The sequence below is a fragment of the Streptomyces sp. NPDC002896 genome (assembly GCF_040295225.1).
Classification (GTDB): Bacteria; Actinomycetota; Actinomycetes; order Streptomycetales; family Streptomycetaceae; genus Streptomyces.
On the sequence record NZ_JBEOVA010000032.1, the window covers coordinates 15,308 to 40,770 of the forward strand.

General features: G+C 70.5%; 24 protein-coding genes. 10 read left to right on the forward strand and 14 right to left on the reverse strand.

Annotation, left to right across the window (positions count from 1 at the left end):
- The first annotated feature begins 159 nt into the window (after positions 1-159).
- The 8 genes from ABT009_RS38005 to ABT009_RS38040 all read left to right on the forward strand — a co-directional run bounded on the left by ABT009_RS38005 (position 160) and on the right by ABT009_RS38040 (position 8,014).
- Positions 160-498, forward strand: a complete 339-nt coding sequence (locus ABT009_RS38005; RefSeq protein WP_351305659.1) for an antibiotic biosynthesis monooxygenase family protein — start codon at positions 160-162, stop codon at positions 496-498.
- Positions 499-533: 35 nt separating this feature from the next.
- Positions 534-1,658, forward strand: a complete 1,125-nt coding sequence (locus tag ABT009_RS38010) for an FAD-dependent monooxygenase (RefSeq protein ID WP_351305661.1) — start codon at positions 534-536, stop codon at positions 1,656-1,658.
- Positions 1,655-2,659, forward strand: a complete 1,005-nt coding sequence (locus tag ABT009_RS38015) for an amidohydrolase family protein (RefSeq protein ID WP_351305663.1) — start codon at positions 1,655-1,657, stop codon at positions 2,657-2,659. The genes ABT009_RS38010 and ABT009_RS38015 overlap by 4 nt, the downstream gene beginning before the upstream one ends.
- Complete coding sequence (locus tag ABT009_RS38020; RefSeq protein ID WP_351305664.1) at positions 2,656-3,624, forward strand: cyclase family protein; 969 nt, start codon at positions 2,656-2,658, stop codon at positions 3,622-3,624. Before ABT009_RS38015 ends, ABT009_RS38020 begins: the two co-directional genes overlap by 4 nt.
- Positions 3,625-3,635: 11 nt before the next feature.
- Complete coding sequence (locus ABT009_RS38025) at positions 3,636-5,030, forward strand: FAD-binding oxidoreductase (RefSeq protein ID WP_351305666.1); 1,395 nt, start codon at positions 3,636-3,638, stop codon at positions 5,028-5,030.
- Between the two features lie 3 nt (positions 5,031-5,033).
- Entirely contained in the window at positions 5,034-5,990 is a 957-nt protein-coding gene (locus tag ABT009_RS38030; RefSeq protein ID WP_351305668.1) for a fumarylacetoacetate hydrolase family protein, read from the forward strand.
- Between the two features lie 198 nt (positions 5,991-6,188).
- Positions 6,189-7,205, forward strand: coding sequence for a LysR family transcriptional regulator (locus ABT009_RS38035; RefSeq protein WP_351305670.1), 1,017 nt, complete (start codon positions 6,189-6,191; stop codon positions 7,203-7,205).
- A gap of 38 nt (positions 7,206-7,243) precedes the next feature.
- Positions 7,244-8,014: an SDR family NAD(P)-dependent oxidoreductase gene (locus ABT009_RS38040; RefSeq protein ID WP_351305672.1), complete on the forward strand. Its 771-nt coding sequence runs from the start codon at positions 7,244-7,246 to the stop codon at positions 8,012-8,014.
- 326 nt (positions 8,015-8,340) lie between these two features.
- Here the strand turns inward: ABT009_RS38040 and ABT009_RS38045 are convergent, their stop codons facing one another.
- Genes ABT009_RS38045 through ABT009_RS38055 form a run of 3 tightly spaced genes read right to left on the reverse strand, consistent with a single transcriptional unit; the run spans position 8,341 to position 11,106 of the window.
- On the reverse strand, positions 8,341-9,888 hold the full coding sequence (locus tag ABT009_RS38045; protein WP_351305674.1) for an MFS transporter: 1,548 nt from the start codon (positions 9,886-9,888) through the stop codon (positions 8,341-8,343).
- A 9-nt stretch (positions 9,889-9,897) separates the two neighbouring features.
- On the reverse strand, positions 9,898-10,329 hold the full coding sequence (locus ABT009_RS38050) for a VOC family protein (protein ID WP_351305676.1): 432 nt from the start codon (positions 10,327-10,329) through the stop codon (positions 9,898-9,900).
- Positions 10,330-10,335: 6 nt separating this feature from the next.
- Positions 10,336-11,106 (reverse strand): SDR family NAD(P)-dependent oxidoreductase, encoded by a 771-nt coding sequence (locus tag ABT009_RS38055; protein ID WP_351305678.1) that lies wholly within the window; start codon positions 11,104-11,106, stop codon positions 10,336-10,338.
- A 273-nt stretch (positions 11,107-11,379) separates the two neighbouring features.
- Between ABT009_RS38055 and ABT009_RS38060 the strand changes: the two genes are divergently transcribed.
- Entirely contained in the window at positions 11,380-12,102 is a 723-nt protein-coding gene (locus ABT009_RS38060; RefSeq protein ID WP_351305679.1) for a DUF6250 domain-containing protein, read from the forward strand.
- Positions 12,103-12,136: 34 nt separating this feature from the next.
- Here ABT009_RS38060 and nhaA read toward each other — a convergent pair whose 3' ends face one another.
- Positions 12,137-14,032 carry a Na+/H+ antiporter NhaA gene (nhaA, locus tag ABT009_RS38065; protein WP_502990039.1) on the reverse strand — a complete coding sequence of 632 codons (1,896 nt, stop codon included), beginning with the start codon at positions 14,030-14,032 and terminating at the stop codon, positions 12,137-12,139.
- Between the two features lie 193 nt (positions 14,033-14,225).
- On the opposite strand from nhaA, the gene ABT009_RS38070 reads away from it, so the two are divergent.
- Positions 14,226-14,930 (forward strand): nucleotidyltransferase domain-containing protein, encoded by a 705-nt coding sequence (locus ABT009_RS38070; protein WP_351305681.1) that lies wholly within the window; start codon positions 14,226-14,228, stop codon positions 14,928-14,930.
- 68 nt (positions 14,931-14,998) lie between these two features.
- On the opposite strand, the gene ABT009_RS38075 is transcribed toward ABT009_RS38070, so the two are convergent.
- The 10 genes from ABT009_RS38075 to ABT009_RS38120 form a co-directional block, all read right to left on the reverse strand.
- Positions 14,999-16,906 (reverse strand): cellulase family glycosylhydrolase, encoded by a 1,908-nt coding sequence (locus ABT009_RS38075; RefSeq protein WP_351305683.1) that lies wholly within the window; start codon positions 16,904-16,906, stop codon positions 14,999-15,001.
- Positions 16,907-17,031: 125 nt separating this feature from the next.
- The gene (locus ABT009_RS38080) at positions 17,032-18,252 is read right to left on the reverse strand and encodes an NAD(P)/FAD-dependent oxidoreductase (protein ID WP_351305685.1); all 1,221 of its coding nucleotides are present in this window, start codon (positions 18,250-18,252) and stop codon (positions 17,032-17,034) included.
- Entirely contained in the window at positions 18,249-19,562 is a 1,314-nt protein-coding gene (locus ABT009_RS38085) for an FMN-binding glutamate synthase family protein (RefSeq protein WP_351305687.1), read from the reverse strand. The genes ABT009_RS38080 and ABT009_RS38085 overlap by 4 nt, the downstream gene beginning before the upstream one ends.
- Before the next feature lie 14 nt (positions 19,563-19,576).
- Positions 19,577-20,260, reverse strand: coding sequence for a GltB/FmdC/FwdC-like GXGXG domain-containing protein (locus tag ABT009_RS38090; RefSeq protein ID WP_351305689.1), 684 nt, complete (start codon positions 20,258-20,260; stop codon positions 19,577-19,579).
- Positions 20,248-21,120, reverse strand: coding sequence for a class II glutamine amidotransferase domain-containing protein (locus ABT009_RS38095; RefSeq protein WP_351305691.1), 873 nt, complete (start codon positions 21,118-21,120; stop codon positions 20,248-20,250). The genes ABT009_RS38090 and ABT009_RS38095 overlap by 13 nt, the downstream gene beginning before the upstream one ends.
- Positions 21,121-21,196: 76 nt before the next feature.
- Positions 21,197-22,558: a type III glutamate--ammonia ligase gene (gene glnT, locus ABT009_RS38100; protein WP_351305693.1), complete on the reverse strand. Its 1,362-nt coding sequence runs from the start codon at positions 22,556-22,558 to the stop codon at positions 21,197-21,199.
- Positions 22,559-22,625: 67 nt separating this feature from the next.
- Positions 22,626-23,627, reverse strand: a complete 1,002-nt coding sequence (locus ABT009_RS38105) for a heme-dependent oxidative N-demethylase family protein (RefSeq protein WP_351305695.1) — start codon at positions 23,625-23,627, stop codon at positions 22,626-22,628.
- Positions 23,624-24,565 (reverse strand): PDR/VanB family oxidoreductase, encoded by a 942-nt coding sequence (locus tag ABT009_RS38110; protein WP_351305697.1) that lies wholly within the window; start codon positions 24,563-24,565, stop codon positions 23,624-23,626. The genes ABT009_RS38105 and ABT009_RS38110 overlap by 4 nt, the downstream gene beginning before the upstream one ends.
- On the reverse strand, positions 24,562-25,077 hold the full coding sequence (locus ABT009_RS38115; RefSeq protein WP_351305699.1) for a dimethylamine monooxygenase subunit DmmA family protein: 516 nt from the start codon (positions 25,075-25,077) through the stop codon (positions 24,562-24,564). Before ABT009_RS38115 ends, ABT009_RS38110 begins: the two co-directional genes overlap by 4 nt.
- Before the next feature lies 1 nt (position 25,078).
- Positions 25,079-25,438, reverse strand: a complete 360-nt coding sequence (locus tag ABT009_RS38120; RefSeq protein ID WP_351305701.1) for a cupin domain-containing protein — start codon at positions 25,436-25,438, stop codon at positions 25,079-25,081.
- Positions 25,439-25,463 lie beyond the last annotated feature (25 nt).

The following is a 25,463-nucleotide window of genomic DNA, read 5'->3' on the forward strand; positions in this document are numbered from 1 at the left end:
GTTCGCGATGCCTGCCATCGGCGGGCCCGCCCGGCGCCGAACTGCGGCTCCATCGCCGTACGGGATGGATGACGTCCCCCTTGCCGATGCCTCGATCCGTTGACCCTGCATCGACCGCCCACGCAGGCTCGGAGCACCCTCCGCCATAGCCCTGAAGGCATGGGCGGTTCCCCCATCCCCGAGGAGAGACACGTGGTCGTCGAGCATGCGGAGCTGACCGTCGAGGCCGGCCGGGAAGAGGAGTTCCAGGAGGTCTTCGGCAAAGCGCGGGAGGTGCTCGCCGAGGCCGACGGGTTCCGCTGGGCCGAGCTGCTGCGCTGCGAGGAACGGCCGGGGACCTTCCTGCTACTGGTCGGCTGGGAGTCGGTCGAGGCGCACACGGTGGGCTTCCGGGAGTCCGAGCGCTTCGGGCGCTGGCGGGCCTTGGTCGGACCGTTCTTCGCCGAGCCCCCGGCCGTCGAGCATTACCACGAGCTCGGTACGCGCTTCTCTGGCTGACCCCCACTTCTCTTCTACGTTCGCAAGGATCGCCCATGCCCGTATACAAGGTGCTCGTCGTCGGCGGCGGCATCACCGGAAGCGTGCTGTCCCTCGCGCTCGCCCAGCGCGGCGCCGACGTCGACCTCGTCGAGATCTCCCCCCAGTGGTTCGGTGTGGGCCACGGCATCACCGTCCAGGGCAACGCCCTCAAGGCGCTGCGCTCGGTGGGCGTGCTGGAGCGGGTGCTGGCCCGGGCGGTGCCGTTCGACATCATGCGGTTGCGCCGTGCGGACGGCGGCCTGATCACGGAGCTGTCGACCCCGCACACTGGCGGCCCTGATCTGCCGTCCACGGCGGGCGCGCTGCGCTCGGACCTGCAGAACGCGCTCTGCGACGCGGTGTACGCGCAGGGAGTGCAGGTCCGGCTGGGACTGACCGTGGAGAGACTCGACCAGTCACCCGATCACGTGGACGTGACCTTCACGGACAGCTCCGTCGGCCGCTACGACCTCGTGGTCGGCGCCGACGGCATCAACTCGGCGATGCGCAGGCTCGTCGGCATCACGGAGCGGCCGCGCCCGGTCGGCATGTCGATCTTCCGGGTGGTGGCGGAGCGGCCCGCCGAGATGGACTGCGCCGAGGTGTATTACGGCGGCCCTCGCTTCAAAGCCGGCTACAGCCCGATCTCCCCCGACCAGTGCTACGCCTACCTCCTCGACGAGAACCTCGACGCCTCGCTGATCGGCCCGCGCGCCCCGCTGTCGCTGATGCGCGAGCGCGGCGCCGGCTACGGCGGCACCTGGGGCAAGATCATCGCCTCGCTGCCCGACGACACGGCGGTCGACTACCGCTGGATCGAGGCGGTCCTGGCCGACGAGCCGTGGCACCGCGGCCGCACGATGGTCATCGGCGACGCGGCGCACGCCTGTCCGCCGCTGATCGCGCAGGGCGCCGCCATGTGTATGGAGGACGCGGTGCTGCTGGCCGAACTGGTCACCGGGGACGAGCCGTTGGAGAAGGCCCTCGACCATTTCATGTCCCGTCGGCTGCCGCGGGTGCGGATGGTGCTGGAGAACTCGCTGCGGCTGGCCGAGTGGGAGATCAACCCCGGTACGCCCGGCGCCGACCCCGCCCGCATCATGTCGGAGACGCTCGAGTCGCTGACGGCGGCCGCATGAGCACGCCGGTCGTCGACTTCCACGGTCACCTGGCCGTCCCAGCCGCCGATGCCCTCGTCGCCGGAACCCCGGGCCTCGCCGCCGAGCTGGCGGCGGAACAGCGCGCGCACTCCCCCGCGTCGCTGACCGCCAACCGGGCCCAACTCCAACGGCTGTCGGGGAAGTTGACGGAGGTCGCCGAGCGCCTCACCGACCTCGACGCGATGGGCGTCGACATCCAGGTCGTCGGCCCGATGCCGATGCACCACTACTGGGCGGAGCCCGACCTGGCCGTGCGCCTCGCCCGCACCGTCAACGAGGCCGTGGCCGCGCACTGCGCTCAGGCGCCCGAGCGGCTGTACGGGCTGGGAACGGTTCCCCTCCAGCACCCGGACCTCGCGGTCGCCCTGCTGGACGAGGCGATCACCGAGTACGGCCTGTACGGGATCAGCGTCTCCACGACCGTCGACAGCCGGGAACTCGCCGACCCGGCGCACGACGAGGTGTGGCGGAAAGCCGAGGAGCTCGGCGCGGTCGTCTTCGTCCACCCCTGGGCCTGCTCGCTGGGCGAACGGCTGGCGACCCACTACCTGGGCAACACCGTCGGCCAGCCGGTCGAGACGACAGTCGCGCTCTCGCACCTGATCTTCACCGGTGTCCTCGACCGCTTCCCGCGCCTGAAGCTGGTGGCGGCGCACGGCGGCGGCTATCTGCCCACCTATGCCGGCCGCTCCGATCACGCCTGGCACGTACGCCCGGACGCTCGCGGCTGCGCCGAGCCGCCTAGCACATACCTGCGGCGCATGTGGTTCGACGCGCTCGTGTACACCCCGCGCGCGCTGCGCCGGCTGGTCGAGGAGGTGGGTGCGGACCGGGTGGTGCTCGGCACCGACTACCCCTTCGACATGGGTGTGGACGACCCGGTGGCCCGCCTGGACGCGGCGGGCCTCTCCCCCGCCGACCGGGGCGCCATCGCCGGTGAGAACGCTCTCGGCCTCCTTCTGAAAGGACAGATTCGATGACGCTCGGCCCCATCGAGGAAGAGCTCGCCAAGGCCCGTTCCGCCTACCGGAACTGGGGCCGCTGGGGCGAGGACGACGTGCTCGGCACGCTCAACTTCATCGACGACGCGATACGGGCCCACGCGGTCGGCCTGGTGCGGCGCGGACGGGCCTTCTCCCTCGCCCAGGAGTTCAACGAGTCCGGTCCGCAGCGTGGTTTCCGCGGCCGCATCAACCCGGTCCACTACATGAAGGACACCGGCTCCGACGCAGCCGCCGGCACGCAGGGCTTCCCGCACGGCTTCGGCGGCGCCGACGACCACATCGTGATGCCTCTGCAGGCCTCGACCCAGTGGGACGGCCTGGGCCACATCTACGACAACAAGCAGGCGTGGAACGGCCGTCCGTGCACCATCGTGAACGGTGACGGCGACTCCGTCACCGGTATCGAGCACATGAAGGACGCGTTCACCGGCCGCGGGGTCCTGCTCGACGTGGGCCGGACGGTGGGCGACGAGCACGGTGAACTCCCCGACGGGTTCCCCATCCTGGAGGAACACCTGCGCGCCACGATCGAGGCACAGGGCGCGACGTCGAGCGTCCGCCGCGGTGACCTCGTCCTCGTCCGCACCGGGCAACTCGGCCGCGTACGGCGGCTGGGCGAATGGGGCGGCTACGCGGCCGGCGACGCGCCCGGGCTCTCCTTCACCACGCTCGGCTGGCTGCACCGCACGGAGATCGCGGCGATCGCATCCGACACCTGGGGACTGGAGGTGCGCCCGTACGAGTTCGCCGAGCCCGCGATGTCCCCGCTGCACCAGATCGCGATCCCCAACATGGGCCTCCCGCTGGGCGAGATGTGGGACCTGGAGGCGCTGGCCGAGGACTGCGCGGCCGACGGTGTCTACGAGTTCCTGCTGGTCGCGGCGCCGCTGCCGGTGACCGGCGCGGTGGGCGCCCCCGTCAACCCCATCGCGATCAAGTGAGCAGCCCGGCCATGACTGCAACCTCTCCCGAACCGCCACGAGACGACCGCTTCTCCGGCACCCTCCACTTCCCCGGCGACGAAGACTTCGACGAGGCCTGCTTCGGCCGCGTCTTCAACGCCCGCCGACCCACCGACCGCGCTCCCACCGCCGTACTGAAAGCCGTCACCGAACAGGACGTCGTCGCGGGAGTGCGGCTGGCGGTCGAGCACGGCTGGCAGGTCGCCGTGCGCTCCGGTGGGCACAGCTGGGCCGCCTGGTCGGTGCGCGACGATGCCCTGCTGATCGACCTCGGCGGGTTCCGCGAGATGGCGTACGACGACACCACCGGCATCGTCTCGGCCACTCCGAGCGTGAAAGGCGGCGACGAACTCAACCCGTATCTCGGACAGTTCGGGCGCTTCTTCAACGGCGGGCACTGCCCCTCCGTCGGCATCGGCGGGTTCCTCCTCCAGGGCGGCCAGGGCTGGAACGCGCGCGGCTGGGGCTGGGCGGCCGAGAACATCACCGCCATCGACGTCGTCACCGCCGAGGGCGAGCTGGTGCGCGCCGACGAGACGCGGAACAGGGACCTGTTCTGGGCGGCCCGCGGCGCGGGCCCCGGCTTCTTCGGCGTGGTCACCCGCTTCCATCTGCGCACGCGGCCCCTCCCCCGGCACCTCGCGCACACCGTGCACGCCTACCCGCTCGACCTTTTCGACGAGGTCATGACCTGGCTGCACAAGACCCACCACACGATCTCGGACCTGGTGGAGATCGTCGCGCTGACGCAGACACCGCCGGACCACGACGAACCCGTACTGCTGGTGACGGGCGTCTCGATGACGGACACGCCCGAGCAGGCGGCCGAGGCGCTGGCTCCGCTGCACGCCAATCCGTACGCGGACCAGGCGCTCTTCCGCGTCGAGGCGCAGCCGACCACGCTCCCCGAGCAGCTGGACATGCAGCGCACGGCCAACCCCGAGGGCCACCGCTACCTCGTCGACAACGCCTGGCTGACCGGCCCAGCCCACGAGGTCGTCCCCGCGATCCGCAAGGCCTTCACCGACCACCCGACACGAGGCACCTTCACCATCTGGTTCTCGATGGCACCGCTGCGCGAGCTCCCGGACATGGCGTTCTCCCTCCAGTCGGAGATCTACTGCGCCACGTACGTGGTGCACGACGAGCCGGAGCGGGACGGCGAGCTACGGGCCTGGCTGGACGAGGCCATGGCAGACATGCAACCGGTCACGGCGGGCCAGTACCTCGGCGACTCCGACTTCACCGTCCGGCAGCTGAAGTTCATGGGCGACGAGCACTGGCGGCAGCTTCAGGAGATACGTGCCGTGCGCGACCCGAAGGCCCTCTTCGCCGGCTATTTGAGCGCCGGCAGCGTCACCAACACCAACCACTGGGAGCAGTGAGCGATGCGTTTCGCGACATACGAGCACGAGGGCGCGGAGCGCGCCGGGGCCGTGCGCGACGGGGTGATCCATCCATTGCCCGAGGGCGTGACCGTGCTGTCCCTGATCGAGCAGGAGACCCTGCACGAGGCGGGTGCGCAGGCACTGGCGCGCGGCAGTGACCTGCGCGTGGGCGAGGTGCGGTTGCTGCCGCCGCTGAAGCCGCCGTCCATCCGGGACTTCGTCGGCTTCGAGGCCCACATCGAGGGCGTGTCCAAGTCCCTGGACGGCCTCGAACACGTGCCCGAGGAGTGGTACCGGGCACCGAACTTCTACTTCACCAATCCGCACGCGGCATACGGCGCGCACGACGACGTGCCGGTCCCGGCCGGATGCTCGGTCCTCGACTTCGAGCTGGAGGTCGGCGCGGTCATCGGCCGCTCGGGCCGGGACCTCACCCCGGAGCAGGCCCGCGACCACATCGTGGGCTACCTGGTCTTCAACGACTGGTCGGCCCGCGACCTGCAGAAACCGGAGAAGAACCTCGGCCTCGGCTTCTCCAAGGGCAAGGACTTCGCGAACACCCTCGGCCCGTACCTGGTGACGGCCGACGAGGTGGAGGACCGCAGGGACGGGGACGGCTTCCTCGACCTGGAGATGACGGTCACGCTGAACGGCGAGCTGATCGGCCGCGACACCCTCGCCAACGTCTCCTGGACCTTCGAGGAGATGGTCGCCTACGCCGCCCGCGACACCTGGGTGCGCCCCGGCGACGTCCTCGGCTCGGGCACCTGCGGCTGGGGGGCGCTCGCGGAGCACTGGGGCCGCGCGGGGGAACGCACTCCTCCGCCGCTTCAGCCCGGCGACGAGGTGACGCTGACTGTGGAACGCCTCGGCAGCCTCTCCAACCACATCGTCCCCGGACGGACGGACGTCTATCTGCCGCGCGCCCGCAAGCGGGGCCGGACGCCGCGCCCGTAACCGCCCCCGCCTCAACGGCCTGTGCGGCCCGAGCGCGCCGCACAGGCCGTTGAGCTGCGCGTATTCCCGCCCCCGATGTCTTGCATCGCGTCTTCCTGAGAATCGGCTTACATCGGCCGCCAGGGGTTCCTCAGCCCCGCACCCGTAGTTACGCTCCGGTTCACCGAGCTTCAAAGACGCGGCCGGAAGGGGACATCCGTGGGTCTCGGAGCGATCGACCTGAATCTTCTGGTGGCGCTGGAAGCACTCCTCGAGGAGAAGAACGTCACGCACGCCGGCGTCCGGCTCTCCACCAGCCAGTCCGCGATGAGCGGCTCGCTCGCCCGGCTGCGCCGCCACTTCAACGATGAACTGCTCGTGCGCGTGGGCCGCGAGTACGAGCTGACGCCCCTCGCGGAGCGACTGCTGCCCGTCGTCCAGGCCTCCCTCTACAAGGCCGAGGAGGCCATGTCGCTGACCCGGCACTTCGATCCGGTGCGCAGCAGGCAGCGCTTCTCGGTCGTGATGTCGGACTACGTCATGACAGTGTTCGTGGAGCCGCTGCTGCGGGCCATCGCGCAGGAGGCGCCAGGCGTACGGATCGACTTCCACCCGCTCGTGCACGGCCAGCCGGAGAGCGAGACGCATCTGCGCTGCCACGACCTGATGATGGTGCCGCTCGGCTACCGGCTGCCCGGTATCAGCGAGGCCGTGATGCACGACCGGTTCGTGTGCATCGTCGACCCCGACAACCCGCGCCTGGTGGACGGGCGGCTCACCCTGCGCGACCTGGCCGACATGCCGCATGCCGCTTCGGCCTTCGGCAAGAGCATGACCCCCGCGGACCGCCAGCTGGAGACGCTCGGCATCACCCCGCGCGTCCAGGTCAGCGCGCCCGGCTTCAGTGTGCTGCCGTTCCTGGTGGGCGGCACGGACCTGGTGGCGCTCGTGCCGGAGCGGCTCGCGCTGCGGTACGAGGGGTTCGCGCGCTGCGTCGCCGTACCGACGCCGTTCCCGGACGTGCCGCTGGTGGAAGCCATGTACTGGCACCACAACCGGCACTCCGATCCAGCGCACCGCTGGCTGCGAGAGACCGTACGCAGGGTGGGCGCGTCGCTGGACGAGCCCCTGGAGCAGACCGCGGAGCCCGAGGGGCCCGAGGGGCCCGGGGTGATCGCCGTCGCGGATGCCAGCCATGACGAACGCGCGTTTCCGGAGCTGTCCGCGGCTTCCTAGCGTGGACGGGAGACATCCCGTAGCCACTGGAGGAAGCCGTGAGCCGCACGCGTCTGGCGGGCCGTACCGTCGTCGTCACCGGAGCCGCACAGGGCCAGGGAGCCGCGGAGGTGGAGGCGGCGGCCCGTGAGGGCGCGACGGTGGTCGCGACCGACGTGCTGGACGAGGCCGGCGAAAAGCTGGCCGCGTCCCTGCGTGCCGACGGCCTGGACGTGCGCTACCAGCACCTGGACGTGGCGTCGCCCGACGACTGGACGGCGCTGGCCTCCTCCCTGTCCGTCGTGCACGGCCTCGTCAACAACGCGGGCATCCCCATGCGGGCCCGCCTCGGCGAGGTCGAACTGGCCGACTGGAACCGGGCGTTCACCGTGAACACCACGGGCGCGATGCTCGGCATCCAGGCCCTGGTCCCGCTGATGCCGTCCGGTTCGTCGATCGTCAACGTCGGCTCGGTCGCGGGCCTCACGGCCCATCACGCGGTCGCGTACACGACGAGCAAGTGGGCGCTGCGCGGCTTGTCGAAGGTGGCCGCCCTGGAGCTGGCGCCGCGCGGCATCCGTACGAACGTGATCCACCCCGGCTACATCGAGACGCCGCTGATGGCTTCCGCGAACCCGGTGTTCGTCCAGGCCCACCTCACGATGACCCCACAGGGCCGCCCCGGCACGGTCGACGAGGTGGCGCCGCTGGTCGTCTACCTGCTCTCCGACGAGGCGTCGTACGTGAACGGCGCGGAGATCACGATCGACGGCGGGTACGCGGCACACGGCGGGGTGAAGGCGATCACCAACGCACTGGACGGGCAGTAGCCGGTGAACGGCGGGGCCACGGCGTGGCCCCGCCGTTCCTGCTGCAGCGCCGCCTCGACGAAGACCGCCGCACCGACGAACGCTTACGTCGATCGACACTCCGCGAGCCGCTTCTCCAGAAAGCGTCGCTCGGTCTCGTTCTCCACCATCTTCAGCGCCCTCGCGTACGCCTCGGCGGCCTCGCGTGCACACAACCGACGAACGGCCCGGCGTCGAATCGACACCCTTCTTCCGCCATGGTGAGCATTTCTCGCCTGCGCGAGGGCGGACACGAGTGAGCCGGGGTCCGCGGCCCCGGCTCACCTTCTCCTGCAGTTCCTCTGCCGCTACGCGGACGCCGCCCCCACGGCCGGCTCGTCCGTCGCGCCGACCGTCGCACGGGCGGTGTTCTTGCGGACCAGCAGCAGGGTGACGAGCGCGCCGAGCAGCGAGGCGCAGCCGCAGATCAGCACGCCCACGGCCATGCCGTGGCCGAGCGCGGTCTGGGCGGCCGCCCTGGCGCTGTCGCTGCCCGCGTTGACGACGGCGAGCGGGCCGGCCGCCGCCTCCATGCCCGCGTCGGTTCCGCTGAGCTTGCCCACCAGCGCCGACGACGCGGCGCTCATCGCGATCGTGCTGATCACGGCCGGGCCGAGGCCCTGGCCGAACTCGCGCACCAGGCTGGTGGCGCCGCTGGCCATACCGGTCATCTCGATCGGCACGGCGTTCACGGCGGCCGAGGTCAGCGAGGACACGACGCAGATGAAGCCGATGCCGAGCAGCAGCACCGGGCCGATGAAGGCCGCGAGGGAGGTCGTGGTGATCGGGATCGCGGCGATCCAGAACTGTCCCGCGGCCATGGGCAGCAGGCCGCCCATCAGGAGCCAGCGGGCGTCGATGCGGGTGAGCATCTTGCTCAGCACGGGCGCGAGCAGCAGGGGGATCAGTTGCAGGATCACGAACGGCATTCCGGCCCGTAGAGCGCTCAGATGCATGACCGCGCCGAGCCGGATCGAGACGCAGTACGCGGTGCCGATGAAGCCGAACATGCCGGCGAGTGCGACGACGGCGGCCGCGGCGAACGACGGGATCTTCAGCAGGTCCAGGTTGAACATCGGCGAAGCGGCGCGCTTCTCGGCGATGACGAACCCGACGAGGGCCACGGCGGCCAGGGCCAGCGAACCGACGATCGCCGGGCTGCTCCAGCCGCGCTCGCCGCCCTCGATGATGCCCCAGAGCAGCGCGGTGAGTCCGACGGCGATGGTGATCTGCCCAGGCCAGTCCAGCGACCGGCCCTCAGGGGCCTTGGAGTCGGTGACGAGCTTCCAGCACGCGACCGCGACCACCAGGCCGAGGACGACCGGCGGTACGAACGCCCAGCGGAAGTCGGCGACCGTGGCGAGGACGCCGGACGACAGGGGCCCCGCGGCTGAGGCGATGGAGATGCTGAGTGCCCAGGTGGAGACCGCCTTCGCGCGGTCCTTCGCGTCGGGGGTTGCGGCCGCGATCACCGCGAGGGAGCTGGGGAAGAGCGCGGCGGCACCGATGCCCGCCAGGGCCTGACCGATCCACAGCATGGTGATGCTCTGGGCGGTGGCGTTGAGGAGTTCGCCGAGCGCGAGGACAAGTCCGCCGAGCACCAGCAGTCGCTTACGGCCGAAGAGGTCACCCACCACTCCGAAATTCAGCTCGAGAATCGCGGTGGGGAGAATGAAGGCGGAGGTCACCCAGGCCACCTGGGAACCGGATGCCCCGAATGCGGCCGTGATTTCGCCATTGATCGGCGAGGGAACGGTGATACACAGTTGTGCGGCGGCGACCGCGAGACAGCAGGCTATGAGCGTGCCGCGGTCGAGTCTTTTCAGGGAACCGGTGGAACCAGTCAATTGCGACATGGCACGCCCTCACACAGAATTCTTCTCGATGAGCTCAATGAGATTTCCCTCGGGGTCCGTCACCCAGGCCATGCGTACGCCCGGCTCGGGTGAGGGCCCCGGTTTCATCGCCTCGCCGGCGCCGTGGGCCACCAGGGCCTCGTAGACGGGGTCGAGTTCGGGGGTGGTGACCGCGAAGTGCCCGTATCCCTCGGTGAGGGCGGCGGTCAGCGGGTCGGGGGCACGGAGTCCCGGCTCTGATCCGGGCCTGGCGAGCAGCTCGATGCGCCAGCCGTGCGGGTGTTCCAGGACTACGCCCCTCAGTCTGGGGCCTTCGAGGTGGAACTCGAAGACGGTCTTCAGTCCGAAGGCGTCCTTGTACCAGGCGGTTTGGGCGGGCAGATCGCGTACGTTGACGCCGACGTGGTCGAGTCGCGTGTTCGCGGCGTTCGATGGGGTCATCGCGGCTCAGCCCGCCATCGCGCTGTCGCCGCCGTCGACCATGAGGTTGGCGCCGTTGACGAAGGCCGCCTCGTCGGAGCAGAGGAACGCGGCGGCTCGCGCGATGTCCTCGGGCTGTCCGATCCGGCCCACCGGGATACGCGCCTCGAGCTGGGTCTTCGGACCGTTCGGGTCGTCGAGGAAGGGCGCGGTCGCGGAGGTGCGGGTCATGCCGGGGGCGATGGTGTTGACGCGGATGCGGTGTGGGGCGCCGGCCGCGCACAGGTGCTTGCTCATCGCGAGCACCCCGCCCTTGGCGGCGCCGTGCGGCACCATCGGCATGAACGGCGCGCCCCGCACGGCGGCGACCGACGCGACGTTCAGCACAGCGCCGCCGCCCCGCGCGATCAGGTGCGGCCAGGCCGCCTGCGTGCAGAAATACGGGATGTCGAGCTCGTTCTTGATGGTGAAGTACCAGTCGTCGGCGAGCATCGTCTCGAACGGTCCGTTCCGCAGCGCCGAGGCGTTGTTGTAGAGGATGTCGATCCCGCCGAGTGCGGCGATTCCCGCTTCGATCCACTCCCGTGCGCCGTCCTGGGTCGACAGATCGACGGGGGCGAGGGTCTTCATCACTCCCCCGGACTTCTCCACCAGTTCGACCGTTTCTTCCGCTGCGTCGGAATCGATGTCGCAGCCGAATACGGAGGCGCCTTCCTCAGCGAATATCTGGGCCGCTGCCCTTCCAATTCCGGCTCCCGTGCCGCTGATGAACGCGATTTTCCCGTCCAGTCGACCCATGATTGCTTTCGTCCCTTGTCCCGGTACCGCCGGAGTGCGGTGTCAGGCAGCGTAGGTACGCCCATTGGCCGGAACAAGAATTCGGACTCGCCGGGGCCATCGCGGCTTCGGATGGCTGGTATGGCCGCAAGCCCCGGTCGAGCCCGTGCTGTTCGATCGTGCGCGGAACCTTGCGCTTCTGTGGGGCGCGAGAGAAGGTGTGGGCCGTTGAATCGTTCCAACCCATGCCCCACCCGTGCCGTACGGCCCCGACCCGCAGGGAGACACCACGCCATGACGCCCTCACGCAGAGGCTTCGCCGCCCTGGCTACCGGAGTTGTGCTGTCCGCCGCCCTGCCGACGACACCCGCCGCCGCGGCGAGTTCCCGACGCGGACCGCGTCTGGCCCACGACGACTTCCGGCACGGCCTCGGCAAGTGGGCGGTCGAGCTGGAGAGCGGCGGCAGCGTCACCGCGGAGCGCGGGGTGCTCGACATAGACGTGCCCGGCGGTGCGACGGTCTGGTTCAGGCAGCCGCTCGTCGGCCCGTACGTCCTCGAGTACACCGCGACACCCGTCTCGGCGGGCGGCGCCAACGACCGTGTCTCCGACCTCAACAACTTCTGGAACGCGACCGACGTCCGCTCCCCCGACGACATCTTCGCCACGCAACGGGGCGGCACCCTGGCCGAGTACGACTACCTCACGACGTACTACGCGGGCTACGGCGCCAACTACAACACCACCACCCGCCTGCGGCGTTACGTCGGTGAGCCGGGCGTCCGCCCGCTGATCTACGACTACACGGAGCCGCTGCTCACCGCGAACGAGCCAAACCACGTCCGGATCGTCTCGAACGGCTCGACGGTCCAGTGGTGGAACAACGGCCGACTCGTCTTCGACTACACCGACCCCGAGCCGTACACGAGTGGCCACTTCGCCTTCCGTACGGTGTGGAGCCATTTCCGCATCACCGATTTCGCGGTGTGGCGGCCGCCGACGGCTGCTGCCGCCTGAGTGGGCGGACGCAGCACGGGACACGTGTGGCGCGTCACCCCGTTTCGAGCAGCGCGCGTGTCTTGGCCGTGTGTACGGCGGCGGTGAGGGCGTCGATGTCGTAGGCGCCCATGTGGCGGCGGCCGTTGATGAAGAAGGTGGGGGTTCCGGACACGCCGCTCAGGTCCGCGGACTCGACGTCCTCTGCCACCTGGGCGGCCCCGACACGTTCGCGCAGGCACCGGCGGAAGCGCTCCGTGTCGAGGTCAAGCTGTTCGGCGTACCGCACGAGGTCGCGGACCTCCAGGGCACCCTGGTGGTCGAGGAGCAGGTCGTGCATCTCCCAGAAGGCGCCCTGCTCGGCCGCGCACTCCGCCGCCTCGGCGGCCAACTCGGCATGGGGATGGACGTCGGTCAGCGGCATGTGCCGCCACACGTACCGCACCGATGCATGGCCGGCGAGGAGCTCGCGGATGACCGGCTCCGCCTGCCCGCAGAACGGGCACTCGAAGTCGCCGTACTCGACGATGGTCACCGGCGCGTCCGCGGGACCGCGTACGTGGTCGCGGTCCGGGTCCACGGGGACGGCGAGGTCGATGATGGTCTCGGCCGTGCCGATCAGGGCCTTCGCCCGGCGGCGTGGCGGGAGGGCCCTGATAACCAGGGCGACCACCCAGGTGGCGGCGAAGGCGCCGATGACCGCGCTGAGGATGCCGATCTTCGCCTCCTCCAGCTGGTCGCCCTCGAAGGCGAGCGTGACGATCAGCAGGGACACGGTGAAGCCGACACCGGCGATCGTGCCGCCGCCCACCACGGACCCCCACCCGACCTGCGGCTTCATACGGCCGCGGCTGAGGCGGCTGGTCAGCCACGCGGCGCCGATGATGCCGATCGGCTTGCCGACCACGAAGCCGCACAGGATGCCCAGCGTCACCGGGGATGTGAAGGCGCGGGCCAGCAGGTCGCCGCTGATGGCGATGCCCATGTTCGCCAGGGCGAACAACGGCACGATCACATGGCTGGTCCAGGGGTGGTACAGCTGCTGCAGCCGCTCGTTGGGCGATACCGCCGATCTGAGCCCCTGGCGCACCGACCGCTCGAGCTCGGGTGTCGGCTGTTCGCGGAAGGCCCGGAACAGGCCGGTGGCCCGTTCCAGCTCGCTGCGCGGCGCGGGGTACGCGTACGTCAGCAGGCCGAGCGCGAGGCCCACCACGACCGGGTCCACACCGGACTTCACCAGCGCCACCCACGCCGCCGCGCCGAGCAGCGCGTACGCCCAGCCGCGGTGCACCCCGGCCGCGCGCACCAGCAGGATCACGCAGAAGATGCCCAGTGCCGCGAGCAGCGCGGGCAGGGCGACGTTCTCGCTGTAGGCGACCGCGATCACCACGAGCGCGAGGAAGTCGTCGACGACCGCCACCGTGAGGATGAAGGTGCGCAGGCGCTCGGGGAAGCGCGAACCGAGCAGCGCGAGCATGCCGAGCGCGAACGCGGTGTCCGTGGACATTGCGGCGCCCCAGCCGTGCACCGAGTCCCGGCCGGCGTTGATGGCGAGATAGACGACGATCGGCACGATCATGCCGCTGACTCCGGCGATCACCGGCAGCGTCACGCGCCGCCGTTCCCGCAGCTCGCCCATGTCGAACTCGCGGCGCGCCTCCAGCCCGACGACGAAGAAGAACAACGTCATCAGGCCGCTGTTCACCCACTCCCGCAGGGGCAGTGAAACACCGCTCTCCCCGATCGTCACCGAAAGGCGCGTGTGCCAGAAGCTGTCGTACGACGCATGCGAGATGTTGGCCCACACCAGCGCGGCGACCGTCGCGGCCAGCAGCACCATGGCACTGCCGGTCTCCGTACTCAGGAAGTCGCGAAGCGGCGTCCGGACGCCGCCGCCTCTGATCGTGATACGTCCGGAGGAGGAGGGCGGGGAAGCCGAGGAGTCCGTCACCACGGCATTGTCCCTCGCTTTCCCGATCACGGCATGGTGCCTCACATTTCCGATCACGACATGGCTTGTCGCTCTTTCGCTCATCTCTTCCGGTCATCACGGGGTGGTTCCTGGCGTTCCCGGCGGGCCGCTTCCTGGTGCCGGGACGGAATCCGCGTGCCCCGTCCGGCGCGCTCCGTCAAGATGAGGGCCCATGAACAGACTCGGACCCGTGGAGGCCGCGCGTCGGATCGCTGCGGAGCGTCACCCGGAGGCCGTGGCCGCCTTCGTGTGCGGAAGCGTGCTCACCGAGCACCGCACCGCGTACTCGGACCTCGACCTCGTGGTGATGCTGGACGGCGCGCCCGCCCCGTACCGCAGCAGCTTCGTCGAAGCCGGCTGGCCGGTGGAGATGTTCGTGCACACCGACGAGACCTGGCACGACTTCGTGGAGCGAGAGACGGCCGGTCGAAGCTCGCCGCTGCTCTTCATGTGCGCCCACGGCGAGTTGCTCCTCGACCACGACGGCTCGGGCGCCCGGCTCGCCGAGGAGGCCAGGAAGCGGCTCGCGGCCGGCCCACCGCCGGCCACCCCGGAGGAGCTGGAGCACCGCCGGTACGCACTGACCGATCTCCTCGATGATCTTGCCGGCTGCGCCGATCCTGCCGAGCGCCTCTTCATCGTCACGGCGCTGGCGCAGCGCGCCGCCGAACTGGCGCTGCTCGTCCGCGGGCGCTGGCTCGGCGGCGGGAAGTGGCTCGCCCGGCGTCTCCAGGCGGCCGAACCCGGTCTCGCCGAGCGTCTCGATCCGGCGGTGCGCAACGCTCTCGAGGCTCGCCCTGAGGCACTGGTCGCGCTGGTCGACGAGGTGCTGGAGAGCGCGGGCGGACGCTTGTGGGACGGGTTCAAGAACGCCTGACACCTGGAATGGCCGGGCGCGTCAGGCGTGGGCCGCGCCAGGTGTGGACCGCGTCGGCGTGGGCCGCGTCAGGTGTGGGCCGCGGCCCAGGAGGCCAGTTCGGACCTGGCGGCGCTGAGTAGGGCGGCGGGCGGGGCCGTCGCGCCGTTGGTGACCAGGGCGTAGTGGAGGGTGCCCGAGTCGGGGGCGGTGATGAGGAGGCGGCGGCTTCCGGTGCCGCCCGGTTCCGGGGCGACGGCGATGGGAGCGCTCTCGGTGTATGCGGGCGGTCCGGTCACCGTGCCCAGGTCGGAGACGATGGTGGTGGTGGATGTCGGGAAGGACGCCGGGAGGTGCAGCTCGGTGGGTGCGCGGGTGCCGTCCGGGCTGGGCTCGGAGCGCCAGAGCAGCAGGCCGTACTGGCCCGATCCCACCAACTCGGCGACGTGAGGTAGGGAGTCCGGTACCGGGTTCCAGGCCAGGGTGGTGGAGCCGTCGCGTGAGCGGTCCTCGTAGGTGAAGGCGACGGTGCGGCCCGCGGTGGCGCTGGGGTAGAGGCGGTCCAGGAGGCGGGCGTCCTGGCGCAGCTCCGCCCGGCCGGAGTCGTCGAGGTGGACGGCGGAGAGGTCCTCGTCGTTCCAGGCGTCGCCCTCGGTCTGCACCTTGTCGGGGTTGCCGTTCATCAGCTCGTGGTGCCGGCCGTTGTAGATGTCCCATTGCCACTGGGTGCCGGACAGGACGGCCCCGGATTCGGTGGGGCTGGACCACCAGTCGGCGCCGGGCAGGCGGGAGTCGAGCGCCTGGTACATGGCCTTGAGGACGGTCGGCGCCTTGTCTGAGACCGCTCCCGACAGCGGGTGGCCGAATTCGCTCACGACCGCCGCCGTACTGGTGGCGGTGGCACGGTCGCGGACGGTGGCGAAGTCGGTGGCGTACTGGCCGTCGCCTGCCTTGCCGGGCATGAAGACGCCTGAGATCGCTTTCTGGTCGTAGAAGTGGGTGTTGAAGACGTAGCGCGGGCCGAGGGTTCCCGCGTCGAGGAGGCCGCCCTCCTGCTTCTGGAAGGCGAGGTTGGCGTTCCAGAAGAGGTTCGGTTCGACGAAGGCCGGCTTGTTCTGCCATCCGGCCTTATCCATGCGGGCCCGGAACTTCTCGTAGAACGGCCAGAGGACGTCGCGCTCCCACGTGCGGCTGGTCTGCCCGGAGTCGTACGTGCCGGCGTGCGGCTCGTTGTATGGGTCGAAGCCCGCGACGCGAGCGAACTGGTCGGCGGTGAGGTGCCCGGCGAGGTAGGTCATGGTGGTCTGCGCGGTGTCGAGGAAGGCGTCCTGGACGCCGCGGGCGCTGTGCCAGAAGTCGTACGACGCCTGCTTCACCGCCTCGTTCTGGGTGATGTTCTGGCCCCAGAAGAGGCAGATCCCGCAGAACTCGTCCGGGTAGTCGCCCGCATCGACGACCCACTTGGGCGCGCCGTCCCCCGTGTACCAGCTGTCCTCGTCGAACAGGTAGCGCGAGTGCAGGTCCTGGTGGAAGTCGGGGAAGACTCGGATCCCTGCGTCCAGGAAGGCTCGCATCTGATCGGTGGCGGCGGCGAGATACGCGGTGTCCACCTCACCGCGTACCGGTTCGGCGTGCGCCCACGACAGCAGGAAGCGCACGGTGTTGCCGCCGCCGAGCGCCCGTAGCGCGATCGCGGACTTCCGGGCGTCGGCGGCGGACGCGAAGGGCAGGCCGCCGTTCTCCTCCAGCTTGGTCTCGCCAGAGACGTTGTAGCCGCGCAGCACCACTTCGCGGCCGAGGGCGTCGATGAAACGGCCGTCGGCGGCGGTGAGGGTGGCGGCGGCAGGGCCGTCGAACCAGAGGGCGTCGGTCAGCGTTCCTGCGGCGCCGGCAGTGTCGGCCATGTCGGCAGCGGAGGACGGCGCGCCGGCCGAGGTCACGAACCCGGCCAGGAGCGCGAGTACACCGATCAGGCGACGCACCACGCTATTTGACATGTATATAACAGTCCGCGGGAAACCTTGCCCCGTCAACACTGCGGGCGCAGGGCCGGTTGGCGGCTCTTGGACGCGGCGCACCGGGACACCGCGTCCAAGAGGGCGGTTCGTGGCGTTCGGCGTGCTCAGCGCATCTCGCCCGCCCCGACATACGGATGAGGGCTGACGAGCGGCCGTCCTTCTGCGAAGCGGCTGAGACGGAAGTCGTCCGCCGGGACGGCTGGGTTGTTCGAGCGGCTGTCGATGACGAGGTCCGCGAGCAGTTCTCCCACGGCCGGAGCGATCTTGAAGCCGTGGCCGCTGAAACCGGCGGCGACGATCAGCCCGTCGATGCCCGTGGGACTGATGACCGGGTTGAAGTCCGGGGTCACGTCGTAGCAGCCCGCGTAGGTGCTGGCCACCGAGGCGTCGGGCAGGCCGGGCAGGCGATGCGCGATCTTCATGACCGCGGCCTCGAGGAAGTCCGGGTCGGCATGGTTGGCGTAGCGGTCGGGGTCGGCGGGTTCGATCTCGCTCAGATCGCTGTTGCCGAAGAGGAGTTCACCGGCGGTCTCGGCCCGGATGTACTGCAGCGACACCAGGTCGGAGAAGACGGGGACCTTGGCGGCGTCGAAACCGGGACTGGCACCCGCACCCGCACCCGCACCCGGCGATATGAGCACGATCTGCTCCCGGTGCACGGTGATCGGCAGCTCGACGCCCAGCGGCGCCAGCAGCCCCACCGACCACGGCCCAGCCGCGACCACCACCGAGCGGGTGGCGATCTCCTCGCCGTCCGCCAGCCGGACCCCGCGTACTCCGCCGTCCCCGACTAGCACCTCCGCCACCGCGGCCCCCTGCCGGATCCGCACGCCGTCCCGGCGGGCGGCCGCGGCGAACGCCTGGGCCGTCCGGTACGCGTCCCCGTATCCGCCCCGCGGCTCCCAGCCGAACGCGGCGAAGTCGCTCAGCTCGGCGACGGGCCACAGTTCGGCCACCTCGTCGCGGGAGATCGTCCCCGTCTCGATGCCGAGGGCGCGCTGCGCCTTGAGGCTGGCCTCCAGTGCGTCGACGTTCTGCTCGCCGACGCCGACGACGTAACCGGTCTGGTGGAAGCCGATGTCCTCGCCCAGGACGTCCTCGGCGTTCTCGAAGAGGTGCAGGCCCTTCCAGGCCATGGCGGCCAGCGAGGGTACGCCGTAGTGGCAGCGCACGACGCCGCTGGACTTGCCGGTCCCGCCGGAGCCGACGGTGTCGCGCTCGCAGACCACGACGTCGGTGACTCCGCGTCGGGCCAGCGCCCACGCCGTGGCAGCTCCCTCGATACCGCCGCCGACGATGACGACCTCTGCAGTGGATGTACTCACAGTCCACCCCCCGGAATCCAGGACGTACCGGCCAGCGGCACGCGCGCCATCGCCGCCGCCTCGATCGTCAGCGCCACCAGGTCCTCCGGCTCCAGGTGGCGCAGGTGCGCCTTGCCGCAGGCGCGGGCCAGGGTCTGCGCCTCCATCGTGAGGACGCGCAGGTAGTTGGCGATGCGGCGGCCGCCCTCCACCGGGTCGAGGCGGGAGGCCAGTTCGGGGTCCTGCGTGGTGATCCCGGCAGGGTCGCGTCCGTCCTGGAAGTCGTCGTAGAACCCGGCGGCGGAGCCGAGCTGTTCGTACTCCTGCGCGTACCGCGGGTGGTTGTCGCCGAGGGCGATGAGCGCGGCGGTGCCGATCGCGACGGCGTCGGCGCCGAGCGCCATCGCTTTCGCCACGTCGGCGCCGGTGCGGATGCCGCCAGAGACGATCAGTTGGACCTTGCGGTGCAGGCCCAGTTCCTGAAGAGCCTGAACGGCCTGTGGGATCGCGGCGAGGGTCGGGATGCCGACGTGTTCGATGAACACGTCCTGCGTTGCGGCGGTGCCGCCCTGCATGCCGTCCACCACGACGACGTCCGCGCCCGCGGCCACGGCGAGCTTCACGTCGTAGTACGTCCGCGTGGCGCCGACCTTGACGTAGATCGGCTTCTCCCAGTCGGTGATCTCGCGCAGTTCGAGGATCTTGATGGCGAGGTCGTCGGGGCCGGTCCAGTCGGGGTGGCGGCAGGCGCTGCGCTGGTCGATGCCGGGTGGGAGGGTGCGCATGCCGGCCACGCGGTCGCTGATCTTCTGGCCGAGGAGCATGCCTCCGCCGCCGGGCTTGGCGCCCTGGCCGAGCACGACCTCGATGGCGTCGGCCTTGAGGAGGTCTTCGAGGTTCATGCCGTAGCGCGACGGGAGGTACTGGTAGACGAGGTGCTTGGACTGGCCGCGCTCCTCGGGGGTCATACCGCCGTCGCCGGTCGTGGTGGAGGTGCCGACCTCGCTCGCGCCGCGCCCCAGCGCCTCCTTGGCCTGCGCTGAGAGCGCTCCGAAGCTCATGCCCGCGATGGTGACGGGGATGTCGAGGTGCAGCGGGAAGGAGGCGTGACGGTCGCCCAGCACGACGTCTGTGCCGCACTTCTCGCGGTAGCCCTCCAGCGGGTAGCGGGACATGCTCGCGCCGAGGAACAGCAGGTCGTCGAAGTGCGGGAGCGGCCGCTTGGCGCCCCAGCCGCGGATGTCGTACACGCCGGTCTCGGCGGCGCGCTGGATGCCGGCGATGGTGGCGCGGTCGAAGGTGGCGGACTCCCGCAGATGTTCGGTGGTCATGGTGGAAGTCCTCCTTAGTACGCGGCGGAGTTGGCGGCCGCGAAGTGGTACAGGGTGCGGGCGGAGCCGTAGCGTCGGAACTCGGCCGGGTCGTGGTCGAGCCCGGCTGCGGCCAGCAGCTCGGCGAGTTCGGCGCGGTGTTCGTCGCGCATCGGCTTCTCGACGCAGTCGGCGCCGAGTGAGGCAACCGTGCCGCGGACGTACAGGCGGGCCTCGTAGATGGAGTCGCCGAGCGCCTCGCCCGCGTCGCCGCACACCACCAGCCGGCCCGCCTGCGCCATGAACGCGCTCATCGGTCCGACGTCGCCGCCCACGACGATGTCGATGCCCTTCATCGAGATGCCGCAGCGCATGGAGGCGCTGCCCTCGATCACGAGCAGTCCGCCGCGCCCGGTGGCACCGGCCGACTGGGAGGCGTCGCCCTTCACGCGGACGGTGCCGGACATCATGTTCTCGGCGACGCCGACACCGGCACTGCCGTGCACGGTCACCGTGCCGCCGTCGTTCATGCCCGCGCAGTAGTAGCCGGCGTGGCCGCGCACGTCGACGGTCACCGGGTGGCGCAGGCCGACCGCGAGGGCGTGCTTGCCCTGTGGGTTGAGCACCTCGCAGGTCTCGACGGAGCCGGTGTGCAGCTTCGCGTTGAGGTCGCGTACGGGGCTGGTCGCCAGGTCGATACGTGTGGTCAGCGGCTCCATGCGTAGACCCTCTCCGGCTCGGGCTCGTAGATACGGGCGGTGTCGATGCCCGGCAGGACGGCCAGGGCGCGGAACTCCGAGGCCATCGCGACCCAGGCGTCGGTCTCGGCGATGATCGCGGGCTTGCAGGCGATGGCGTCGCGCACGACGGCGAACCCGTCGCCGTTCGTCACGAGCAGCGTGTAGAACCCGTCGAAGCGCTCGCACAGCGCCCGCAGCGCCTTCTCCAGGTCCTCGCCCTGCGCCAGCCGCGCGGCGACGAAGCGGGCGCCGACCTCGGAGTCGTTCTCGCTGTCGAACTCCACGCCCTCGGCGACCAGTTCGCGGCGGATGGTGGCGTGGTTGGCGAACGACCCGTTGTGTACGAGGCACTGGTCGTCGCCCACGGAGAAGGGGTGGCAGCCTTCCGGTGTGACGGCCGACTCGGTGGCCATACGGGTGTGGGCCAGGCCCTGCCAGCCCTGGGCTTCGGCCAGACCGTAGGTGGCGGCGAGCTCGCGCGGGTTGCCGGTGCCCTTGTAGACGGTCAGATCGGTGCCGGTACCGACGATCAGCGCGTCCGGTGCGGCCGTGCGGACGGCCGCCGCCAGTACGTCGGGGGCGACCGGCGCGGCCACGATCGTGGTGTCGCCCGCCTGGGTCACCAACACATCTGGCAGACCGGGGAGTTCGTCCGGCAGTGTGCCGATGACCGACACCGCGGCATGGCCCTCCGGACAGCGGCGCCGGTCGCCGTAGACGGCGACACCGGCCGAGTCCGGGCCGCGTTCGACGATCTGGCCGAGCATGGCTTCCAGCAGGGTGCCCAGCTGCGGATGCAGTCCGGGGTCACGCAGATGAAGACCGACGATCCCGCACATCGGCACATCCTTTCTCGCGTTCGTGCAGCATTTCTGGTGAGAACTCGCGGTTAGAACTTCCGGGTTAGAGAGCGGTTCAGAAAGCGGTGAGGTAGCGGTCGACCTCCCACGGGCCGACCGTGTTGTGCCAGGCGAAGAACTCCTCGCGTTTCAGCCCGGCGAAGTAGTCGCAGACTCCGGGTCCTGCGGCGTCCAGCGCGCCGCCCACCACCGGGTCGGCGTTGAGTGCGTCGACCGCGTGGAGCAGGGTCAGCGGTAGTTCGGGGCGCTTCAGGCCGTCGTCCGCTCCGGGTGCGCCCGGGTCCAGGCCGCGGTCGATCCCGTCGAGGCCAGCGGCCAGCGCGCCGGCCAGCGCCAGATACGGGTTGGCGGAGCCGTCGCCGCCGCGCATCTCGATGCGGTTGCCGTCGGGTACGCGTATGAAGTGCGTACGGTCGTTGCCGCCGTAGCTCGCGTGCCGGGGCGACCAGGTGGCGCCCGAGCGGGTCGACACCGCGCCGGTGCGCTTGTACGAGTTGACGGTCGGGGCCAGCACGGACTGCAGCCCGGGTGCGTGCTCGAGGATTCCCGCGAGGAACGAGTACGCCAGTTCCGACAGCCCGAGCGCGCGCTCGTCAGCGCCGTCGGGGAACAGCGCGGCACCGTCCCGCCACAGCGACAGGTGCAGGTGCATGCCGCTGCCGGTGCGGTCGGTAAACGGCTTCGGCATGAACGTGGCCGTCATGCCGCGCTGTTCGGCGAGCACGGAGATGAGATAGCGGGCGGTGATGACGCGGTCGGCGGTCGTCAGCGCGTCCGCGTAGGCGAAGTTCTGCTCGAACTGGCCGTTGCCGTCCTCGTGGTCGTTGGCGTAGTTGGCCCAGCCGAGGGCGTTCATCGCCGTCGAGACGGCGGTGAGGTGCTCGTACATCCGGGTCAGGCCGCGCGCGTCGTAACACGGCTGGGCGCCGGTGTCCTTGGCGTCCGCGGGTGCGATCCGGCCGTCGGCGTCTCGCGAGACGAGGAAGTACTCGACCTCGGCGCCCGCGAACAGCTCGAGCCCTTGTGTCCGGGCGCGCTCCAGCAGCGTCTTGAGGATCACGCGGGGCGCGTACGGCCAGGGCTTGCCCTCGACGTGCGGGTCGCAGTGGACGAGCGCGAGGCCCTCGCGCACCCACGGGAGCGGGGTGTACGAGGCGAGGTCCGGGAGGGCGATGAGGTCCGGGTCGCTGGGCTGCTGGCCCATGGCCCCGGCCGCGTAGCCGGCGAATCCGACGCCCTCGTATTGGAGCTCGTCCGCGGCCTCGACCGGGACGAGTTTGGCGCACGGCTTGCCCGTCAGATCGACGAAGAGGGCCAGCAGGAACTTCACGCCGTCGGCGCGGGCGAGTGTGGCGAGGTCCTTGGGAGCCTCATCCCGAGCGGCTTCGGCTGGTGGCGTGGAGACATCAACGGTCATGGGGACTCCCGGTTCCGGGTCGGGCTGCGGTCAAGAGGAGAAGTGGCGGGACTAAGGCAGAGGGTGATCAGGAGTCGGTCAGCAGCCAGTCCGCAGCGGCTCGGCGGAACCGGGTGAGGCCCTTGTACTCGGCCATGTCGTCGGGCAGTTCGGAGAGGACTCGGCCGAGCCGGACCCGCCAGGCGGGCACGTGCGCCAGCTCGGCCAGCGACAGCAGATAGGTGCGGATCAGGAAGAGCACTGCGCCTGAGGCCCCGAGCCGGATGAGGTGCTGCACCTCGACGCGCAGGTGCAGTCGCTCCGCGAGCTCCTCCGCCGGCGCCTCGGCGATCAGCCGTCGGTCCCTGCCCCACTCCGGATAGATCTCGGTGGACTGATCGAGACGCCGGTCCACCGACATGCTCCAGTTCGTACGCCGGTATTCCTGCCCGGGCTCCAGCCGCATCAGAAAGCGCTCGGCGCGCGTGATGACGCCCTCCTCGTGGACCCGCGGCACGGGACCGTGCACCTCGAGGAACCGCATGCCGACGTCGAAGCGCAGCGACCAGTCGGCGGCGAAGGTGACCAGGCCCGCGTCGGCCCACAGAGAGCCCTCGCGCTGGTCGAGCAGCACGATGTCGTCCTGGATCTGGCTGCCGAGGAACCCGAGCGGGCCGCCGGGCAGGCTGTCATCGTCGCCGTCTCGGAAGCGCTGCTCGATGCCCAGCAGGTCGTTGCGCCAGACGAGTTCGTCGCCGTCCCTGCGCAGCTGGATCACGTCGGGATGCTGGGAGGCGAGCTCGCGCAGCAGGGTGCGCAGCGCGTCCCAGCAGGCGGGGCGCATGTGCGGCAGAACGGTGAGCCGGGTCGGATCGGCGGCGAGTATCCGCTGCCGCTCGGCCAGCTCGGCCGCGTACTCGCCGTCGATGTCGAGGATGCCTCCGCCCCAGCTCCCGGCCTCGGTGGCGACCGGCACCCGCGCGGGCTCGACATTCGTGGCGTACCGGTAGGTGTCCGCGCGGAACGGGAACGGGAAGCCCGCGATCCGCGAGGGCAGCGCGGCAGGGGGCAGTGCGGCCGCAGTCGTCACAGGTCCACCTCCAGGGTCTCGGTCTCGCTGCGGGACACGCAGCACATGACGCTGTCGCCCGCAGCCCGCTCGTCGTCGGACAGATACTCATCGCGGTGCAGCGGCCGCCCCGCCAGCACCGGAACCCGGCATTCGCCGCACACTCCCTGCCGGCACATGCGGGGCACCATGACCCCGGCCCGTTCCAGCGCGTCGAGCAAGGTGGCGCCCGCCGGTACGGACACGTGCAGTCCCGAGCGGGCGAGCCGCGCCGTGAAGGGCTGCCCCGGATCGAGCTCGGCCGGGGTGAACCGCTCCATGTGAAGCCGCTGCGGGGGCCATCCGGCCGCGGCGGCCTGGTCGAGCACCTCGTCCATCAGCGCCGGCGGACCGCAGACGTACAGATGGGTGCCCATCGGCTGGGAGACCAGCGCCTGCCGCAGGAGAACATCGAACTCGCCTTTGCGATAGGCTAGTTGGGCACGCTCACCCAGCAGCTCGGCGAGCTCACCGGCGTAGGCTCCGGCACCGGCCCGGTGGACGTACAGCAGCCGTACGTCCGTACCCCACCGCACCGCGTGGCGCGCATGGCTGAGCATGGGCGTGATGCCGATGCCGCCTGCGATGAGCAGATGTCGGCGGGCGGTGGACACTGGGGCGAACGCGCTGCGCGGCGACGACACTACGACGCGGTCACCGGGCCTGAAGCGGTGCATCTGCTCCGAGCCTCCGCCTGCGCCCTCGGCTGCTGGGCGGCGCAGGACGGCGACGGTGTACTCGTGCGGGTCGATGCCGCAGTTCGTGAGTGAGTAGGCGTTGCGCTGCGGGCCGCAGTCGACGACGACATGGCTGCCCGGAGGGTGGGCGGGCAGCGGTCCGTCGTCGGGGCGGGCGAGGGCGATCTCGCGGATGCCCTCGGCGATCTCGGTGCTGCGGCGGACGACGAGCTTCAGGGTCACTGCAACTCCTCCGCATCGACCTGGAACCCCAGATGAGTGCCACTCCGCCGGGAGACGTGGTGGTAGACGTACAGGGACCGTCCGCACCCCGAGCAGCCGGCGGTCTCTCCGATGGCGGCGTCCGCGAGCGTCGTGGCCCCGCAGTGCGCGCACCACACCCGCGTCCGCGCCGCGTCGGTGACGAGGACGGTGATCTCCGCCTCCAGGACGCCGCCCGCGAGGGCTTCCGCATGGGCCCGCAGGACGTCGCACTGCGGGCCTGCCAGCATCAGGCGCCACCCCACGGTGGCGGACTCGACCTGCCCCCGGAGCTCGGCGAGGCAGCCGTCGCCAGCCTCCTCGCCGTGCCACGACCACACCGGCCGTCCGAGGGACCGCAGCTCGCTCTCCCAGCCCGCGGCGACGGGCGCGGCATCCGGACCGAAGGACATCACCGCATACGCCTGGCCGGTGCGGTCCACGCCCGGATCCTCCGTCGGCCAGCGCGGGACACTCGTGTGCTGGAGGCCCATGTCAGGGAGCGAAGCTACGGTGGCCGGCGTAGAAGCCGAGGGCGTGGTCCGGTGTCTCGAACTTGACGGTGGTGCCCTTGGGGAAGAACAGCACGTCGCCCTGGGCCGCATGGACGACCTGCCCGGTCGCCATGTCGGTCAGGGTGAACTCCCCCTCGACAACGAACTTAGTCTCGTCGTAGGTGTACTCGTAGACGAGCGGCTCGGAGTGGAACAGCTCGAAGAAGCCCGAACAGATCACCGCGCCGGCCGGGTTGGCGAACGCGTCACCGATGAAGGCCTTCGAGCCCTCGACGTTCATGCTCGGGAGGTTGGCGGCACCGTCCTGCACCTTCAGGATCGCGCCTTCGGTCGTGGTCATCCTCGCCTCCTTGCTCGTATCCTGT